The organism is Natrinema pellirubrum DSM 15624, from assembly GCF_000230735.2.
Lineage (GTDB): Archaea > Halobacteriota > Halobacteria > Halobacteriales > Natrialbaceae > Natrinema > Natrinema pellirubrum.
Genome location: NC_019962.1, coordinates 1,463,210 through 1,479,570, shown reverse-complemented (window position 1 = coordinate 1,479,570; position 16,361 = coordinate 1,463,210). Strand labels below are relative to the sequence as shown.

At 65.7% G+C, this 16,361-nt stretch carries 18 protein-coding genes; 11 read left to right on the top strand and 7 right to left on the bottom strand.

Annotation, left to right across the window (positions count from 1 at the left end; all coding sequences use genetic code 11):
* Window positions 1-27: 27 nt before the first annotated feature.
* The gene (locus NATPE_RS07230) at window positions 28-573 is read right to left on the bottom strand and encodes an acyltransferase (RefSeq protein WP_006179391.1); all 546 of its coding nucleotides are present in this window, start codon (window positions 571-573) and stop codon (window positions 28-30) included.
* A 121-nt stretch (window positions 574-694) separates the two neighbouring features.
* Here NATPE_RS07230 and NATPE_RS07225 point away from each other — a divergent pair, with 121 nt between their 5' ends.
* Window positions 695-1,036 (top strand): DUF7344 domain-containing protein, encoded by a 342-nt coding sequence (locus NATPE_RS07225; protein WP_006179392.1) that lies wholly within the window; start codon window positions 695-697, stop codon window positions 1,034-1,036.
* Window positions 1,037-1,067: 31 nt separating this feature from the next.
* On the opposite strand, the gene NATPE_RS07220 is transcribed toward NATPE_RS07225, so the two are convergent.
* Window positions 1,068-1,901 (bottom strand): Nmad3 family putative nucleotide modification protein, encoded by an 834-nt coding sequence (locus tag NATPE_RS07220; protein ID WP_006179393.1) that lies wholly within the window; start codon window positions 1,899-1,901, stop codon window positions 1,068-1,070.
* 55 nt (window positions 1,902-1,956) lie between these two features.
* Window positions 1,957-2,217 (bottom strand): hypothetical protein, encoded by a 261-nt coding sequence (locus NATPE_RS07215; RefSeq protein WP_006179394.1) that lies wholly within the window; start codon window positions 2,215-2,217, stop codon window positions 1,957-1,959.
* Window positions 2,218-2,488: 271 nt separating this feature from the next.
* Between NATPE_RS07215 and NATPE_RS07210 the strand changes: the two genes are divergently transcribed.
* The 3 genes from NATPE_RS07210 to NATPE_RS07200 all read left to right on the top strand — a co-directional run bounded on the left by NATPE_RS07210 (window position 2,489) and on the right by NATPE_RS07200 (window position 7,164).
* Window positions 2,489-3,238, top strand: coding sequence for an MBL fold metallo-hydrolase (locus NATPE_RS07210; RefSeq protein ID WP_006179395.1), 750 nt, complete (start codon window positions 2,489-2,491; stop codon window positions 3,236-3,238).
* Window positions 3,239-3,418: 180 nt separating this feature from the next.
* Window positions 3,419-6,415, top strand: a complete 2,997-nt coding sequence (locus NATPE_RS07205) for an MMPL family transporter (protein ID WP_006179396.1) — start codon at window positions 3,419-3,421, stop codon at window positions 6,413-6,415.
* Window positions 6,412-7,164 (top strand): TrmB family transcriptional regulator, encoded by a 753-nt coding sequence (locus NATPE_RS07200; RefSeq protein WP_006179397.1) that lies wholly within the window; start codon window positions 6,412-6,414, stop codon window positions 7,162-7,164. The genes NATPE_RS07205 and NATPE_RS07200 overlap by 4 nt, the downstream gene beginning before the upstream one ends.
* 25 nt (window positions 7,165-7,189) lie before the next feature.
* Here the strand turns inward: NATPE_RS07200 and NATPE_RS07195 are convergent, their stop codons facing one another.
* Window positions 7,190-8,257 carry an mRNA surveillance protein pelota gene (locus NATPE_RS07195; RefSeq protein WP_006179398.1) on the bottom strand — a complete coding sequence of 356 codons (1,068 nt, stop codon included), beginning with the start codon at window positions 8,255-8,257 and terminating at the stop codon, window positions 7,190-7,192.
* 197 nt (window positions 8,258-8,454) lie between these two features.
* Between NATPE_RS07195 and NATPE_RS07190 the strand changes: the two genes are divergently transcribed.
* A complete protein-coding gene (locus tag NATPE_RS07190; RefSeq protein WP_015298866.1) occupies window positions 8,455-9,066 on the top strand; it encodes a hypothetical protein in 612 nt (203 codons plus the stop codon).
* A 29-nt stretch (window positions 9,067-9,095) separates the two neighbouring features.
* Here NATPE_RS07190 and NATPE_RS07185 read toward each other — a convergent pair whose 3' ends face one another.
* The 3 genes from NATPE_RS07185 to NATPE_RS07175 all read right to left on the bottom strand — a co-directional run bounded on the left by NATPE_RS07185 (window position 9,096) and on the right by NATPE_RS07175 (window position 10,385).
* Window positions 9,096-9,389, bottom strand: coding sequence for a hypothetical protein (locus NATPE_RS07185; protein ID WP_015298865.1), 294 nt, complete (start codon window positions 9,387-9,389; stop codon window positions 9,096-9,098).
* Between the two features lie 170 nt (window positions 9,390-9,559).
* The gene (locus NATPE_RS07180; RefSeq protein WP_006179401.1) at window positions 9,560-10,138 is read right to left on the bottom strand and encodes a DsrE/DsrF/DrsH-like family protein; all 579 of its coding nucleotides are present in this window, start codon (window positions 10,136-10,138) and stop codon (window positions 9,560-9,562) included.
* A gap of 1 nt (window position 10,139) precedes the next feature.
* Window positions 10,140-10,385: a sulfurtransferase TusA family protein gene (locus NATPE_RS07175; RefSeq protein ID WP_006179402.1), complete on the bottom strand. Its 246-nt coding sequence runs from the start codon at window positions 10,383-10,385 to the stop codon at window positions 10,140-10,142.
* A 247-nt stretch (window positions 10,386-10,632) separates the two neighbouring features.
* Between NATPE_RS07175 and NATPE_RS07170 the strand changes: the two genes are divergently transcribed.
* The 6 genes from NATPE_RS07170 (at window position 10,633) to NATPE_RS07145 (ending at window position 16,276) form a co-directional block, all read left to right on the top strand.
* Complete coding sequence (locus NATPE_RS07170; RefSeq protein WP_006179403.1) at window positions 10,633-11,826, top strand: MBL fold metallo-hydrolase; 1,194 nt, start codon at window positions 10,633-10,635, stop codon at window positions 11,824-11,826.
* Window positions 11,827-11,832: 6 nt separating this feature from the next.
* Complete coding sequence (locus NATPE_RS07165; RefSeq protein WP_006179404.1) at window positions 11,833-12,390, top strand: YeeE/YedE family protein; 558 nt, start codon at window positions 11,833-11,835, stop codon at window positions 12,388-12,390.
* Between the two features lie 46 nt (window positions 12,391-12,436).
* Window positions 12,437-12,898, top strand: a complete 462-nt coding sequence (locus tag NATPE_RS07160) for a YeeE/YedE family protein (RefSeq protein WP_006179405.1) — start codon at window positions 12,437-12,439, stop codon at window positions 12,896-12,898.
* A gap of 53 nt (window positions 12,899-12,951) precedes the next feature.
* The gene (locus NATPE_RS07155; RefSeq protein ID WP_006179406.1) at window positions 12,952-14,124 is read left to right on the top strand and encodes an inorganic phosphate transporter; all 1,173 of its coding nucleotides are present in this window, start codon (window positions 12,952-12,954) and stop codon (window positions 14,122-14,124) included.
* 162 nt (window positions 14,125-14,286) lie between these two features.
* Complete coding sequence (locus NATPE_RS07150; protein ID WP_006179407.1) at window positions 14,287-14,757, top strand: cupin domain-containing protein; 471 nt, start codon at window positions 14,287-14,289, stop codon at window positions 14,755-14,757.
* 121 nt (window positions 14,758-14,878) lie between these two features.
* Complete coding sequence (locus NATPE_RS07145; protein WP_006179408.1) at window positions 14,879-16,276, top strand: sodium-dependent transporter; 1,398 nt, start codon at window positions 14,879-14,881, stop codon at window positions 16,274-16,276.
* Window positions 16,277-16,361 lie beyond the last annotated feature (85 nt).

Below are 16,361 nucleotides of genomic sequence, written 5' to 3'. Positions count from 1 at the left end.
TTTTCTGCCCGCTCGAGCGAGCAGCCGTCAGTCCGGCCGTTCGTCGGTCGGTCCGTCACCGGCCGGTTCACCCATCGGTTCCGCGGGGACCCCCGCGACCGTCGTCCCCGGTGGGACGTCACGAGTCACCAGCGAGTTCGCCGCCACCCGAGCGCCCGCTCCGATCTCGACGCCGGGCAGTACGATCGCGCCCGCGCCGATCATCGCTCGCTCGCCGACGACGACCTCGCCGGTCCGGTACTCCTCGTAGAGGAACTCGTGACAGAGGATCGTCGCGTCGTAGCCGACGATCGCGTCGGCCTCGACGGTGATCAGGTCCGGCCAGAAAACGTCCGGCGTGGCCTCGAGCCCCCACGAGACCCCCTCGCCGACCGTGACGCCGATCCGGCGCAGGAGCCAGCGCTTGAGTGTGAGACTCGGCGAGATCCGGACCAGCCAGACGACGACGTAGTTGATCGCGACCCGGAGCGGGTTGCGGGCGGCCGTCCAGTGGGCCAGCGAGTTGCGCGGCCCGGGCGTCGCGTGGCGTTCGACGCGCTCGTGTCGTGGCGTCGTATCGTCGGAACCCGTCACTGGGTCGCGGTTTCGAGCCGTTGGCACATGAAACCGAGCGATGCGGAACCGCGTGTGACTATCGCTGGGTGCCCAACTAGTAAGGGGATACCGCTGTTGCGCTCCGAACTGACCCACCGCTATGTCCCGTTCCCGACAGACCGCCCTCGAGACCGAGACCATCTACACGCTGCTCGCGGACGAAACACACCGGGCCGTCCTCGAGGCGCTTCGGGCGGACGAGCCGGCGTCGCCCGACGAACTCGGTCGTCGCCTCGCCGCGTCGGATCGCTCCCTCGAGGAGAGTACCGCCGGATGGACTGATCGTCGTGCGATCACCGTCGAGCTGATCCACTACTACCTGCCGAAACTCGACGATCACGACGTCGTCGAGTACGACCGGTCGGACGCGACGGTGACGACCGGACCGAACGTCGACGACATTGCACCGCTTCTCGACGGGATCGAAACGGTCTCGTCCTGACGGCAGGAGTCGATCCGCCGCCGACCGCTGCCTACGGCTGCCGAGGGCGACCCGGGTTCCAGCGGTCGCGTTCCGCCGCCGTCCGCGCGCCCGGAACCCCGATCAGGTCTCGAAAGGACGACCCCGTGAGGGCACAGCGATAGGCCGGTTTGTACATCATGTTCTCGCCGCCGGCCCGGACGTTCCACTCCGCGTCGATCTCTTCGCGGAGGTAGTACTGTGCCCGCTCGTTGCCCGGCTTGACGTAGTAGTCGCTGAGCCGGATCGGGTCCCGCTCGAAGAGCCCGCCGGGTTCGCGGCCGTCGACGATCACGACCGGCTTCTCGAGGTAGAGATCCCCGTTCTGTGCGCGTTTCGCGTGTGCGTTCTCGGGGTGGGAAGCGAGGATCGATTCCCGCTCGGCCGGCGGCATCTCCGGGCCGACGACGGCAACCTCGTCGACGGTGAAGTAGCCGATCAGATAGCGGTGCGCGCGGTCGCCGTCGGGCCGGCGCAGGCCGGCGTAGAACCCGACGACGTCGCCCGGCTCGAGCGCGCGCAGCCGCGAGACGTAGCCGCTGGTCCGGTGTTCGCCGTAGGTCAGCGCCGCGAAGTTGGGGTCACGGTGGAGCGGCCAGGACTCGAGGGCGTCGCCGGCGACGGTCTCGCTCCCGTCGTGGACCGGCTGTGGCGTGATACGGGTCGTCAAGTCCGCGGCGACGCCGTCACCGGCCCGCAGCTCCCACGAGCCGAGCGTTTCGGTCTCGGCCGTCTCGCGGGTCTTCTCGGGGATCGGAACGTACTCGAACCGCCCGTCGTCGTACAGCGGAGCCAGGGCACCGAGGTTCGTGCTGTCAGCGCCGACGCCGGCGAGGACGACCGTCATGGTGTTCGTCGTCCCGTCGGGACGGCGAGGGGGTAAACCCCCCGATCGCGTTCGGTCACCCGTCCGTGCCGCGAGCGAGATAGAACAGGGGAATCGCGAGTGCGAGGAACACGGACCCCAGCCCGGCGATGCCGATCCAGGCCGTCGACAGCCACCGGTCGGGGAGGACGCCGCCGACCTCGAGGACCCACAGCAGGCTGTAGGTTCCGAGGAGCAAACAGCCGGCCACGTAGAGCCGCAGGAGCCAGCCGGCGATCCGATAGACCGTCGCCGTCGTGATCGCCGGCGGGAGCGCGTCCTCGAGGCCCTCGATCATCGGCTCACCGTCCGATCGCCGTCGTCGACGACGGCCGTCACGTCGCCCCTCGAGCGTCCGTGACCGCGGGCCGTCGGAAGCGATGCCATCGATCGATACCCGACGATGTGGCGTCGAACCGCTTGAATCTTCGTGTCCTCGGGACGGGGACGGAACACCTGCTGACCGCGAAACCGGTCGCGTCCGCGGCGGTCGTCGCCGTGATCCGTTCGTACCGACCGGTGCGCTCGCGAGAGGTACCCTTATCGGGGCGGACGTGCCACTCCAGCGTATGCGTGTCACCTTTCTCGGAACGGGTTCGGCGTTGCCCACTGGCGAACGGTTTCAGGCGGGCATCCTCGTCCAGGAGGACGGACGGACCGTCCTGATCGACTGCGGAGCCGGGGCCCTCCAGCGGCTCCAACAGTCCGGCGTCGGCTACGAGGGCGTCTCGACGGTGCTGCTGACCCACCATCACCTCGATCACGTCTCCGACCTGCTCCCGCTGCTGAAGGCCCGCTGGCTCGCCGGGGAGGATCACCTCGAGGTCGTCGGGCCGCAGGGAACCAAGGCGTTGCTCGACGACCTGCTGGCGGTCCACGAGTACATGCAGGACAAGATCGACCTGCAGGTCCGGGAGGTCGTCCCCGGCGAGTTCTCGGTCGCCGGGTTCGACGTCTCGGCCTACGAGACGCGTCACTCCCTGCCGTGTCTGGCCTACCGGTTCGACGACCGGTTTACCTTCAGCGGCGACAGCGAGGCCTTCGAAGGGCTGGCCAACTTCGCCGAGGGATCGGCGATCCTCGCCCACGACTGTTCGTTCCCCGACGGCGTCGACGTCTCGAACCACCCGACGCCCGACAGCCTCGGCCGCGCACTGGCCGGCCGGGAGATCGGCCGGGTCTACCTGACCCACCTCTACCCCCACACCGAGGGCCAGCACGAGGAAATGCTCGAGTCGATCGGAGCCCACTACGACGGCGACGTTCGGTTCGCCGAAGACCTCCAGACGGTTTCGATCGAATCGGGTCGAAACGAGTGACGGTCAGGAGGGGAAGAAAGTCAATGGTATAAGTGATTTTTGAAACCTTTAACCACACATATTGGATTTTATCTCTTTTAGATCCCGTTTCCAAAAAGATATGTGCGGTCGCGTTTGTAGGATCATAACAACAGAAATGATCCGATGCGAATCCCCACGACCGAACCGGGAGGTGAACACATGAGCGTTCCCGATCGACTCGCGGACGCCCTCATGTCTCACACGAGAATCGTACTCGTCGTCCTCCTGCTCACGACGGCAGTCGTCGGTGCAGGCATGCCGATGGTCGACGACGACTCCTCGCTCGATCAGTTCGAGAGCGACTCCGACGAGGCGAAAGCCCTCGAGCGGATCGATGAGAACTTTACCAGCGAACAACGGGAAAACGCCACGACCGTCCAGTTGATCGTTCGGGGTAGCGAGGACGACAACGTTCTCACGAAAGAGTCTCTGATCGACTCTCTGGAGCTACAACAGGAGATCCGCGAGGACGAGTCGATCAACGAGACGCTGGTCGAGAACCAGTCGATGGTCGGCGTCGAGAACGTCATCGCGACGTCGGTGATCAAAAACGAACGGGCGGCCGAACTCAACGAGACCCGGTCGCGGCTCAGCGACGGGCTCAACACGACGGTCGGGATCCAGCGACAGTACGAGCAACTGAACGACTCGTACAACGAGACCGACCCCGAGTACCAGCGACAGGCCGCCGAACTCGAGGCACAACTCAACGCCACCGTCGAGAACGCGACGGCCGGCCTTTCCGAAACCCAGACCGCGCGGTACGAGGCTGCGGTTCAGGACGTCCGTGAGATCGAGTCCCAGCAGTACGAGATTCGATCACAGACGGACGCGCCGGCGGAAGATCCCGAGTACCAGCGACTCTCGGCCCAGCGCCAGGAAGCGTATCGGAACGGCACCGTCGGCGTCCTCGAGGCCGAGTACGCTGCCCTCCAGAGCAGCGAGCAACCGCCGCTCGAGGAACAGATCGCGGCCCTCGAGGATCTCGACGATGAGGAGTTCGAGCGAACCCTCGAGGAGACGCTGTCGGGTGAGGGCGACGACAACTTCGCGATCGGGTTCATGCCGTCGTCGTACGAACCCGGCTCGACGGCGGCCGAAACCCGCATGACGGCGATCACGCAGTCGACCGCCGGCGACACCGCGGGCGGGATGGAAAGCGGCATGATCAGCGACGAGATCCTCGATAGCCAACTCGAGATCCGCGATATGGCGGAGTCACACGAGCAGGACTATCTCGTCTTCGGTGCCGGCGTCATCACGGACGAGATCGACCGCTCGATGGGCGACAGCCTCGCCATCGTCGGCCCGCTCGCGCTGTTGTTCGTCGTCGTTGCCCTGCTGGTCGCCTATCGTGACCCGCTCGATATCGTCCTCGGGGTCGCCGGCATCGTCGCCGTCCTCGTCTGGACGTTCGGCTTCATGGGCTGGGCCGATATCGCGTTCAACCAGATGTTCGTCGCGGTCCCGGTGTTGCTGATCGGGCTCTCGATCGACTACGCGATCCACGTCTTCATGCGCCACCGCGAACAGCGCGAGGCCGACGGCGCCGATGGGACCGTCCGCGGTTCGATGACGGTCGCGCTGGCCGGCGTCGGCGCCGCCCTCGTCTGGGTGACGGCCACGACCGTCATCGGGTTCCTCTCGAACCTCGTCAGTCCGATCGGCCCCATCCGCGAGTTCGGGGTCGTCAGCTCCGTCGGTATCGTCGCCGCGCTGATCGTCTTCGGTGCGTTGATCCCCGCCGCAAAGGTCGAGATCGACGAGTTCCTCGAATCCCGCGGCTTCGACCGCCGCAAACGGGCCTTCGGGACCGGTGGCGGCCGTTTCAGCGAGGTGCTGACGGTCGGTTCGACCGCCGCCCGTCGGTTCCCGCTTGCCGTCCTGCTGGTCGTCGCGCTGATCACCGCCGGCGGTGCTTACGGGGCGACGCAGGTCGACACCAGCTTCCAGCAGGAGGACTTCCTCGCCGACAGCCCGCCGGAGTGGACGCAGAACCTGCCCGGCGGGATGGCTCCCGGCGAGTACCACGCCAAGGACAACCTCGAGTACGTCAACGAACACTTCCAGCCGGAAAACAGTCAGGCACAGATCCTCGTCGAGGGTGATGTCGCCGACGACGAGTTCCTGAACGCGACCGATCAGGCACGGGACGACGCCGCCGCCGAGGGCGGTGTTGCCTACACGCTCGCGACCGGCGACGCCGACATTCAGGGGCCGCTCTCGACGATGGAACGGGTCGCCGGCCAGAACGAGTCGTTCAACGAATCGTTCACCGCGGCCGATACGGACGGCGACGGCGTCCCCGACGAGAACGTCTCGGCGCTGTACGACCAGCTGTTCGAGATCGACGAAGACGCCGCGAGCCAGGTCCTCCACCGGACCGACGGCGGCGAGTACGAGTCCGCACGACTGATCGTCGGCGTTCAGGGCGATGCATCCGCCAGCGAGACGACCGAAGAGATGCGGACCATCGCCGACGACTACGAAGATCGCGGCGACGGCGAGTGGAGCGCCATCGCCACCGGCGATCCGATCGTCAGCCACATCGTCGAACAGGACCTGCTCGATACCGTCCTCGAGAGCCTGCTGATCACGCTCGTGGCGGTGTTCCTGTTCCTCACCGCCGCCTACTGGCTGGCCGGCAACAGCGCGTCGCTGGGGGCGGTCACCCTGCTCCCGGTCGCGTTCTCCGTGGCCTGGATCCTCGGCACGATGTATCTCATCGGGATGCCCTTCAACGTCCTCACGGGGATGATCACGAGCCTCACCGTCGGGCTCGGGGTCGCCTACAGCATCCACATCAGCGAACGCTACCGGCTCGAACTCGAGCGCCAGGGCAACGTCTGGTCGGCGCTGCAGACGACCGTCACCGGCACCGGCGGCGCGTTGCTCGGCAGCGCGGCGACGACCGTCGGCGGGTTCGGGACGCTCGCCTTCGCGATCCTCCCCGCGCTCCAGCAGTTCGGGATCATCACCGGGCTGACGATCACGTACGCGTTCCTCGCGAGCGTCGTCGTCCTCCCGTCGCTGCTCGTGTTGTGGACGCGGTACTTCGGCCCGGACGTCTCGTTCGATACGGCCGGCGCCACCGGCTCCGCACCGACCGCCAGTGACGGCGGCGAACCGACCGACGACGGAGGGAGCAACGAGTGAGCGACGAGAACGCGGCCGTCGACGCCTTCGAAACGCTGGGGCTGACCAGCTACGAGGCCAAGGTCTTCATCGCCTTGCACCGGCTCGGCGCGGGGACCGCCCGCGACGTCGCCGAGGTCACCGACGTCCCCCGGTCGCAGGTCTACAGCGTCGCCGAGAGTTTGGAATCGAAGGGCTTGCTCGAGGTCCAGCAGTCGAACCCGATCCGGTACCGGCCGGTGAGCGTCGACACCGCTCGGGAGACGCTCCGGAATCAGTTCGAACGCGAACAGGACCGGGCCTTCGAGTACGTCGAAACGGTCAAGAACGAACCTTCGGGTGAGGAAACCCAGGAGGATATCTGGACGGTCCGCGGTCGCGACCGCGTTACCGACCGGATCATCGAACTCGTCTCGAAGGCCGACGACCGGATCATCTTCGGGACGCGCCTCTCGGAACTGGTGACCGACTCGATCGAGCGGACCCTCTCCGAGCGGGCGGCGGCCGGCGTCTCGGTCGTCATCGTCAGCAGGACGCCGGCGATCCACGAGCGGTTCGCCGACCATGAGGGGATCGTCGTCGACACCCCACCGAGCCACCGGGATGACGATCAACGCTCCGGCCGCATCGCCGTCGCTGACGACGACAGCATCCTGTTGAGCGTCCTCGGCGGGGAGAGCGGCGAGACGGCGATCTGGAGTTCGGAGTCGGTGTTCGCCTCGGTGCTGATCCAACTCATCGAAGCCAGCGACGAGGTCAGGGGCGACTAAGCGCCCGTTGGCGAGGCCGACGGACTCACTCGAGCCGATACCGCAACAGGGCGGCGATCCCACCGAGGTTCGACAGCTGCTGGCCGGGTGGGAACTCGCTCGAGAAGACCGTCACCTCGCCGCCTTTCTGCTCGGTCGTCCGGATGACGTCATCGACGCTGATCGCCCACTCGCCGTCGGGACCGCGTTCTTTCTGTAAGCGGTCGTCGAGGACGAGCAGGTGTTCGATCGCGCCGAATTCGGCTGCTTTTTCGACCTGTTCGGGGCCGTAGGCCGCCTTGGCACCGTCCGCGATGCGCCGCGTGAGTTCGTCGATATACTCGGCCTCGCTCTCGATGCGGGTCTCCTCTTGGACGTCCGCAACTGCGCCCCGTTTGAGTACCTCGTGGACGCCCCGGTCGCCGACCGCGGCCGTATCGACCATCGTAACGGTCTCGGCGACCTCGGGCTCGTTTTGCTCGAGGTGCTTGTAGGCGTCCTGTTTCGTGAAGCCGGGGCCGGCGAGGATGATCGCGTCGACGTCCTGCCGTTTGAGAACCTCGCCGAGTTCCTCGAACAGTTCCGACCGGCCGCGGGCGTACTCGCCCTTGCCGGTCGTGCCGGTGATCGTCGCCCGCTCTTCCGTACCGTACTGGGCGACCGTGTGGACGTGGGCCTGACCTTCCTCGACGGTCGCGATGGCCACGTCGGGGTTTTCGGTCGCCTCTTCGGCCTCCTCGAGGCGGGCCTCCTGGTCGGGTTTGAACCGCTTCTCGATCGAGAGTTCGTCGCGTGGTTCGACGTTGAGGGTGTGATGGAAGTTCAGCTGGTCCTCGCGCGAGCAGGCGACGATCTCGCCGCCGACGCGCAGCCGATTGGCGAACTTGTGGAACTCGACGTCCTCGACGGCGATGGCGACCCACATGTGTTCGCGCTCGCCGCCGGTATCGCGCATCTGGTCGTCGTTGCGCTGGATCCGCCGGGTCGTATCGCCCGCGACGCGGTCGCCGGGCTCCAGAACGTACTGCAGGTGCCAGAGGTCGTCGACGCTCTCGGGGACGACCGTGACCCGTTCGCGGCCGCCCTCGACCTGCTCCCGGTCTTTGATCTGCATGGCCGTTCGTTCGCAGGGTGGCGGTAAGTGGACTGCGATCGGTGCGCCCATCGGCGACTCGAGGGGTTGCCCCCATCCCATCCGGTTGCCGTCCGGTGGCTCTACGACATCTCACTGAGTGTTGAAATTCGCGTTAATTGTACACAATTAACATAGTCAGGGGTCGACGCTATGCCCGGTGCGGACCTAAGTATAGTATGAACATGGGATACATGGCTCAGTTAGAAGACTTCGGAACGCGGTCGCTGGTGACCCACGCCATCATGGCGATGACGTTTGCAGGGGCGATCGTGTCGGGACTGTTCGTCGGCGGCCAAGTGGGACTCGTGTCGTTCGTCGCGTTCCTGAACTTCACCGCCGGCGTCTGGGTCGCACAGTCGATCCACTCGCTGGGGAACGCGCGGGGCGACGACTCCTACGAGGGGATCCTGTCGGTGTTGGCCGATACGACCGGTGAGAAGAGCTACCGGGGGCTCGACACCGGCCGGCTCGCCCGGCTCCTGACCCTGATCGCGGTCGTGACGGCCGTCTCGCTTCTGGTCTCCGGGGAAGTCCTCTCCGGTACCGTGGCCTCGATCGGTGCCGTCGCCATCGGCGTCGTGGCGCTCGTGACGGCGATGGTCGGGTTCCTGATCGCGATGAGTTCGGCGTACGACGCGTCCGAACGCGAACGGATGCGAACCGTCGAACGCGACTCGTCCGAACACGGAGGTACCGACCGATCGACGGGCGAACTCGAGGACGGCTCCGACATCCGGATCTCGATCCGGGAATCACACGTGGACGAACCGGCCTCGGAGTACCGGTAGACGCGGACGACACTGCCAGAGCGGGTTCATCAGTCCCGAAGCGATTCGAGTTTTCCTTTGGCCTTCTCGAGGCCGGATTCGAAGGTCGCCTCGATCTCCTCGACGGATCGTTCGACGTAGTGCACACGCTCTTTGGGGACCCGGCGAACGACGTCGTTGCCGTCGTCGTCGGTCCCGTACGCGAACAGCCAGTGATCCTGGAAGTAAGCGATGCGGTCGTTGTCGACCGTGGCCCGTTCGTCGGTCTCGCCGGGCGTCTCGTAGACGATCGTCGCGGTCCCGAGTTCGGGGTCCGAATCGGTGTCGGTATCGATATCGACCATGGTGGTCGCGTCCACGAACCGCGGTGTAGTCGTGGGGCCGGCAGATGCAGCCACCGGCCAGCGGGAGCGTGGCCCGTAGCTGACGGCGGGACCCGTGGCTGCCCCGATGGCACTCGCTTCGAGGACGGAAGGTACGGCTTCGAAAACGTCGACTCGGTGTCGGTCAGCGATCAGACGAGGAGTTGGATGTCGGATTCGGCCATGTGTTGCAACGCAGTGGCTGCACCCACACCCGTAGTGACGCCGTCGTAGAAGTCGTCCTCGTCGTAGTCCATCAACTCGATCGTCATCTGGCAGGCCTGCAGGTCGACGCCGCTTTCCAGTGAGAGATCGATCAACTCCTCGATGGTGGCGGTCCCGTTCTCGTCGATCTTCTTTTGCATCATCTTCGTGGCCATCATGTCCATCCCGGGCAGCGCAGCGACGGCGTTCGGGACCGGCATGCTCGGGTTACCGACGGCACTCAGCTTGAGGTCTTTCGACTTCTCCTCGTGGAGGATGTCGAGCCCCCAGAACGTGTGGAAGACGACGACATCCCAGCCGAAAGCGGCCGCCGTACTCGCGAGGATCAGCGGCGGATACGCCATGTCGAAACTGCCCTGCGTGGCGACGATGGTCATCTTCTGCTGATCGTCGCCGACTGCCGTCTCGAGCGCGGCGACTTTCTCCTCGAGTTCCGCGACCTGTGCCCGCAACTCCTCCTCGGTCATCGGCTCGCCGTCCGTCGCCGACGGTGTGTCCGTACTCATCTTACGCCGTCTTCTGCACGTAGTGTTTGTAGACGTCGCCGTCCTCGACCTGCTCGAGGAGTTCGACGCCATCGGTCCCGGTCGCCCAGCCGTCGATGTCGCTCATACTGCCCGAGTCCGTCGCTACGACCTCGAGAACGTCGTCCTCGTCGAGGTCGTCGATAGCCGACTTGGCCTTGACGACTGGCATGGGACACGATGCACCTTTGACGTCGAGCGTCTCCGTGATGTCGAATTCGTCACTCATAGTTGGATACTCCGTATCTGTATTGGAGCTACTACACAATATTGGGCACGAGGTTAAAAGGATGTCGGTTATTGTGGAATACACAAACAACCAGTCCTCCGCACAGGCGCAATACAACCCTTAGGTTGCGTTTATCGCCTCTTGAGAGGGGTCCCACCCCACATCCTACTGGCCCTATATTGTGCGTTGAAGGAACTACTATGCAAATCCTTTTATGCGACCAGCCAATACAGAGGGATGTACGACAATGAACCCAGAAGACTTCCCGACCCCTGACACAGAAGTCGAAACGATCACGCCGGACACGCTGAAGAGCCGCATCGACGCGGGCGAAGACGTCACGCTCCTCGATGCGCGTATGGAATCGGACTACGACGAGTGGCACGTCGACGGCGAGACCGTCGAGTCGATCAACGTCCCGTACTTCGAGTTCCTCGAGGACGAGATCGACGACGACATCCTTGCACGGATTCCCCAGGATCGAGAGGTGACCGTCCTCTGTGCCAAGGGCGGTGCCAGCGAGTTCGTCGCAGGCACGCTCGCGGACCGCGGGTACGATGTCAACCACCTCGAGGACGGGATGAACGGCTGGGCGCGCATCTACGAGCGTGTCGAGGTCACCGGCTACGACGGCTCGGGGACGCTCTACCAGTACCAGCGCCCCTCCTCGGGCTGTCTCGGGTATCTGCTCGTCGACGGCGGTGAGGCCGCCGTCGTCGATCCGCTGCGGGCGTTTACCGATCGCTACCTCGCTGACGCCGAAGAGCTGGGCGTCGACCTGCAGTACGCACTCGATACGCACATCCACGCCGACCACATCTCTGGCGTCCGCGACCTCGACGACGACGGGGTCGAGGGCGTCATCCCCGCAGCGGCGGTCGACCGCGGGGTCACCTACGCCGACGAGCTGACCCAGGCCGAGGACGGCGACCAGTTCCAGGTCGGCGACGCCACCATCGAGACGATCGCGACGCCCGGCCACACGACCGGGATGACCTCGTACCTGCTCGATGCGAGCCTGCTCGCGACCGGCGACGGGCTCTTCATCGAGAGCGTCGCCCGCCCCGACCTCGAGGAGGGCGACGATGGGGCCCCCGACGCGGCCCGAACCCTCTACGAGTCGCTCCAGGAGCGGGTCCTCGCCCTGCCCGACGAGACCCTGATCGGCGGCGCTCACTTCAGCGATTCCGCCGTCCCGGCCGACGACGGCACCTACACCGCGCCGATCGGCGACCTCGTCGAGGAGATGGATGCCCTGACGATGGACGAGGACGAGTTCGTCGAGCTGATCCTCTCGGACATGCCGCCCCGACCGGCCAACTACGAGGCCATCATCGCGACGAACCTCGGGCAGCAAGCGGCCGACGACGAGGAGGCGTTCGAACTCGAACTCGGCCCGAACAACTGCGCGGCGAGTCAGGAGTCGCTCGCCGGTGACTAACGCCACATGGTAGCTGATCCAATCGCGCTCCAACTGACCGCCGAGCTGTTCCCCAACGGGATCAGCCGTTACGCCATCGGCGGACTACTCGTCGGTCTCGGCACGGTCGTGATCTACGTCGGGACCGGTATCCCGGCCGGGGCGAGTACGTTCCTCGAGTCGACGCTGTCGTACGTCTCGGGGCAGTCCCGGTTCCAGCAGTACGTCTCCTCGCGAGACTGGCGGGTCGTGTTCACGCTCGGTATCATCCTGGGCGCGTTCGCGTTCGCGGCGACGGTCCAGTCGGGCGTGTTGACGACCTCGCTCTACGAGCCCGGGACCACCGGCGAACTGTACGAGGTCGGCGGCGTGACCCTCTGGTCGACCGACGTACAGCCCTGGCGGCTGCTGGTCGGCGGCGTGTTCGTCGGGATCGGCACCCGAATCGGCAAAGGGTGTACGTCCGGCCACGGCGTCTGTGGCGTCGGGTCGGCGTCGAAGACGTCGCTGGTCGGCGTGGCGACGTTCCTGACGGTCGCGATCGTGACCGCACAGGCCGTTTCGGCACTGGGGGTGTCGCCATGAGCGAGACGGTCACCGCTCGAGTTGGCGAGCAGGGAGGTGACGACCCGTGAGCGGCGACCGCCATCCCCTGTTCATGCCGCTGATCCTCGTCGGCGGCCTGATCTTCGGGTTCGGGCTCGGGTTCAGCCAGATGGCGCGTCCGGAGGTCGTGCTGAACTTCCTGCAGTTCGAGGACTTCGGACTGCTGTTCGTCATGTTCGGCGCGGCGATCGTCTCCGGGATCGCCTTCGCCGTGATGCCCCGGATACGTGACAGCGCGCCGCTGACGGGCGACCGATACGAACGCCGGCTGAAGCCGTTCGACCGGAACGTCCTGATCGGCGGCGCGCTCTTCGGCGTCGGGTGGGGCCTCTCGGGCATCTGTCCCGGTGCCGCCTACGCCAGCCTCGGGGTCGGTAACGTCACCATCCTGTGGGCGCTCGCCGGCATGTTCGTCGGCGCGTACCTGCAGGGAGCCTGGCGAAGCAAGCGCGCCGCGGCCGACGCGGCCCCCGCGGGTGCCGACTAACGCCCTTCACGTCTCGTGTTTCGCAAACTGAAAAGAAGGCAATTCGAACACTAATGGATCCAGGAACGATACTACTGTTTGCAGCCGCCGCGCTCGCGAGCCTGTTTATGGCCTGGGTGATCGGCGCCGGCTCGAGCGGCGCGACGCCGTTTGCCCCGGCCGTCGGGGCGAACGCCATCTCGACGATGCGCGCGGCGTTTCTCGTCGGGATCCTCGGGTTCGCCGGCGCGGTGACACAAGGCGCGAGCGTCTCGGAAGCCGTCGGGAGCGGCCTCGTTGAGGGTGTCACGCTCCCGACCGCCGGCGTCATCGTCGTGTTGCTGCTTGGTGCCGGCCTGATGGCGATCGGCATCTCCACCGGCTACCCGATCGCGACCGCGTTCACCGTGACCGGCTCGGTCATCGGCGTCGGCTTCGCGCTCGGCGGCGATCCGGCCTGGGGGAAGTACGCCGAAATCGGCGCGGTCTGGCTACTCACGCCGTTCGTCGGCGGCGGGATCGCCTATGGGCTCGCCAGTATCCTCCCGCGACCCGATGTCCCGGAAGACGTCAGCGTCCCGATCCTCGCCGGGATCGTCGGCACGGTCGTCGCGACCCTCGAGTTCTCGTTTCTCTCGTCGGTCGGAGGCACGCTCGCGGCCGCCGGGGCCACGCTGGTTCCCGTCGACGGCGTCGCCACCGTGACCGCGATCTCGCTCGGCTTCGGCGCGATCGCCGCGGCCGTCGTTCGCTGGGACGTCGGTCGTGATCAGGCCGGCGGCCTGCGTCGGTTCCTGCTCGCGCTCGGTTCGCTCGTGGCGTTCTCGGCGGGCGCGAGTCAGGTCGGACTGGCGGTCGGTCCGTTGTTCCCGCTCCTCGAGGACCTGCCGACGGTGTCGCCGGTCGTGGTGTTGCTCGGCGGTGGGGTCGGGATCCTCGTCGGCTCCTGGACGAGCGCACCCCGCATGATCAAGTCGATCTCACAGGAGTACGCGTCGCTGGGGCCGCGCCGGTCGATCTCGACGCTTGTCCCCTCGTTTCTCATCGCACAGACCGCGGTCCTGTTGGGGGTCCCGGTCTCGTTCAACGAGATCATCGTCAGCGCCATCATCGGCAGCGGACTCGCGGTCACCGGTGGGGACGGTGTCAGCCCCCGTAAGCTGGGCCTCACCGTCGCCGCGTGGGTCGGGTCGTTCGGACTCGCGTTCGGACTCGGCTACGGCTTGATGTTCCTGCTGGAACTCTGAGACCGCTGGCGGACGCGGCCGACTCGAGGGAGTCGGCCCGTTTCGGTCGGCTCCCGGTCGCTGTCGCGGTCGTCCATGCGTTCTCGAGGGGTGACGGACACCGGGATACCGCTTGCGAGTCGCAGTATCCTTTTCGTCCTCGAGACCGCTATCCGTGGTTGCATGCAGAAGATAGATCTCGACGACATGACGCCGGAATCGGGAGGCCAGAAGCGACGAAGCGTATCGGACCCGCTCGATGCCACGGATTTCTCGATGAACTACTACGCACTCGAGTCGGGCGAGGAGTTCGCCGGCAGCCTCCATACACATCTCGACCAAGAGGAGACGTTTTTCGTCCTCGAGGGGGAGGCCACGTTCGAGACGAAGCCGGAGCTAGGGGCGGCTAGCGAAACCGTCACCGTCAGCGAAGGGGAGCTGATCCGGTTCGATGCGGGGGAGTACCAGCAGGGGCGAAACGAAGCCGACGAGACCCTCCGTGCGCTCGCGCTCGGCACGCCACAGGAGTCGACCGACATCCGAGTCGCAGTACCGTGTCGGGACTGTGGCGAAAGCGAGTACATGGAGTTCACGATGGCCGGCGGGGAGCCGGCGATGGAATGCCCGGACTGTGGTACCGAACTCGAGGTCTAGTACTGGCGTCGGCTCGGCACTATCGCGTCCGGATCCAGCGTAGGGGGTCGTGGACGGCGAACAGCGTGTAACCGGCCGAATCAATACCGACTTATCTCTCCCTTAACGAGCGTCCACACTGATGGCTACTCGTGACTCGTGGGTTTCGAATCTGGGGTTCGTTCTCGCTGCGGTCGGCAGCGCCGCCGGACTCGGGAACATCTGGCGGTTCCCGTGGCTGACGGCCGAGAACGGTGGGAGTGCGTTCCTCGTGATGTATCTACTGTTGATCATCGGCGTCGGCGTGCCGGGCCTCCTTGCCGAATTCGTGCTGGGGCGACGCGGAAAACAGACGCCGACCGGGGCCCTTCGCTCGCTCATCGGTTCCCCCGAGGGATCGGCGCTGGGGTCGTTTAACGTGGTCACGACGATCGTGATGCTCTCTTTCTACTCGGTCGTTGGCGGCTGGATCCTCCGCTATACGCTGGTTTCGCCGGTTGGTGCGTATTTCGGCCAGCCAGCGCAGTACTTCGGGCAGATGAGTTACGGCCTGCAGGCAGTGGGGTTCCATCTGGCCTTTCTCGCTATCATCGCCGCGATCGTCTTCTTCGGTGTGAGCCGCGGCATCGAACGGGTCTCGAAGGTCATGCTCCCGGCCGTCGTGGTACTCCTTATCGGTCTCGCGGCGTGGACGATGACGCAGCCGGATACTGCCGCCGGTTACGCGTTCTATCTCGGCTTCGACGGCGAGTACCTCGCTGCAAACTTCGTGAATATTCTCGGCCCGGCGGCGGGACAAGCGCTGTTCACGCTCTCGCTCGGTGCCGGTGCGATGCTTACCTATGCGTCCTACCTCGAGGACGATGCGTCGCTTCCCCGTGCCACGCTCGTCATCGCGATTTCGAATACGGTCATCGGGGTACTCGCCGGACTGATCGTGATCCCGCTGCTGTTCTCACAGGGTATCGATCCGGGACAGGGCGGTCCGGGGGCGCTATTCGTCGCGCTCGCGTCGGTGTTCGGCTCGCTACCGGGGGGTGCCGTCGTCGCGACGGTCTTCTTCGCAACCGTGTTGCTGGCCGCCGTGACCAGTGGCATCAGCCTCCTCGAGACACCTGTTGCAACACTTGTCGACGAGTACGGCGTCTCGCGCCGACGGGCGACAGTGGGAGTCTCGCTTCTGATCGCAGTGACCGGGGGCGGACTGGCACTCGCGAGTTCGGTCTTCCGGTTCGTCTCCGGACCGCTCGTCGATATCATGCTGTCGGTCGGGCTGTTCGCGTTTCTCGCGATCGCCGGGTGGATCCTGCGGACGGAGGCAATCGAGGAGTTCAGCGCTGGTGCCGGCCGCTTGGACGCGCTGGCCACGCCGTGGGTGATGACCGTCAGCTGGGTGCTACCCGTCGTCGTTCTGTTTTCGTTGCTGAGTACGTTCACGTCGCTTGCCGGCATCTCACTGGGGCTGAATGGGCGCGCCGTCGTCGCTATCACCGGGACGATCGTCTGCCGGATCGTCGTCGCAAGCGCCACTGGTGACTGACACGGCCCACCGAGATTGGAGCTGCCGTCGCTCGGTGTTCACGAACGGCGGAGAGACGCTGTTCGAACGGTCAGTATCCACCGCC

Coding starts and splice junctions, on each gene's coding strand:
- NATPE_RS07145 (WP_006179408.1), top strand. CDS start 14,879: ATGGCTACTCGTGACTCGTGGGTTTCGAATCTGGGGTTCGTTCTCGCT.
- NATPE_RS07195 (WP_006179398.1), bottom strand. CDS start 8,257: ATGCAGATCAAAGACCGGGAGCAGGTCGAGGGCGGCCGCGAACGGGTC.
- NATPE_RS07150 (WP_006179407.1), top strand. CDS start 14,287: ATGCAGAAGATAGATCTCGACGACATGACGCCGGAATCGGGAGGCCAG.
- NATPE_RS07205 (WP_006179396.1), top strand. CDS start 3,419: ATGAGCGTTCCCGATCGACTCGCGGACGCCCTCATGTCTCACACGAGA.
- NATPE_RS07175 (WP_006179402.1), bottom strand. CDS start 10,385: ATGAGTGACGAATTCGACATCACGGAGACGCTCGACGTCAAAGGTGCA.
- NATPE_RS07215 (WP_006179394.1), bottom strand. CDS start 2,217: ATGATCGAGGGCCTCGAGGACGCGCTCCCGCCGGCGATCACGACGGCG.
- NATPE_RS07165 (WP_006179404.1), top strand. CDS start 11,833: ATGGTAGCTGATCCAATCGCGCTCCAACTGACCGCCGAGCTGTTCCCC.
- NATPE_RS07220 (WP_006179393.1), bottom strand. CDS start 1,901: ATGACGGTCGTCCTCGCCGGCGTCGGCGCTGACAGCACGAACCTCGGT.
- NATPE_RS07170 (WP_006179403.1), top strand. CDS start 10,633: ATGAACCCAGAAGACTTCCCGACCCCTGACACAGAAGTCGAAACGATC.
- NATPE_RS07180 (WP_006179401.1), bottom strand. CDS start 10,138: ATGAGTACGGACACACCGTCGGCGACGGACGGCGAGCCGATGACCGAG.
- NATPE_RS07190 (WP_015298866.1), top strand. CDS start 8,455: ATGAACATGGGATACATGGCTCAGTTAGAAGACTTCGGAACGCGGTCG.
- NATPE_RS07155 (WP_006179406.1), top strand. CDS start 12,952: ATGGATCCAGGAACGATACTACTGTTTGCAGCCGCCGCGCTCGCGAGC.
- NATPE_RS07210 (WP_006179395.1), top strand. CDS start 2,489: ATGCGTGTCACCTTTCTCGGAACGGGTTCGGCGTTGCCCACTGGCGAA.
- NATPE_RS07225 (WP_006179392.1), top strand. CDS start 695: ATGTCCCGTTCCCGACAGACCGCCCTCGAGACCGAGACCATCTACACG.
- NATPE_RS07185 (WP_015298865.1), bottom strand. CDS start 9,389: ATGGTCGATATCGATACCGACACCGATTCGGACCCCGAACTCGGGACC.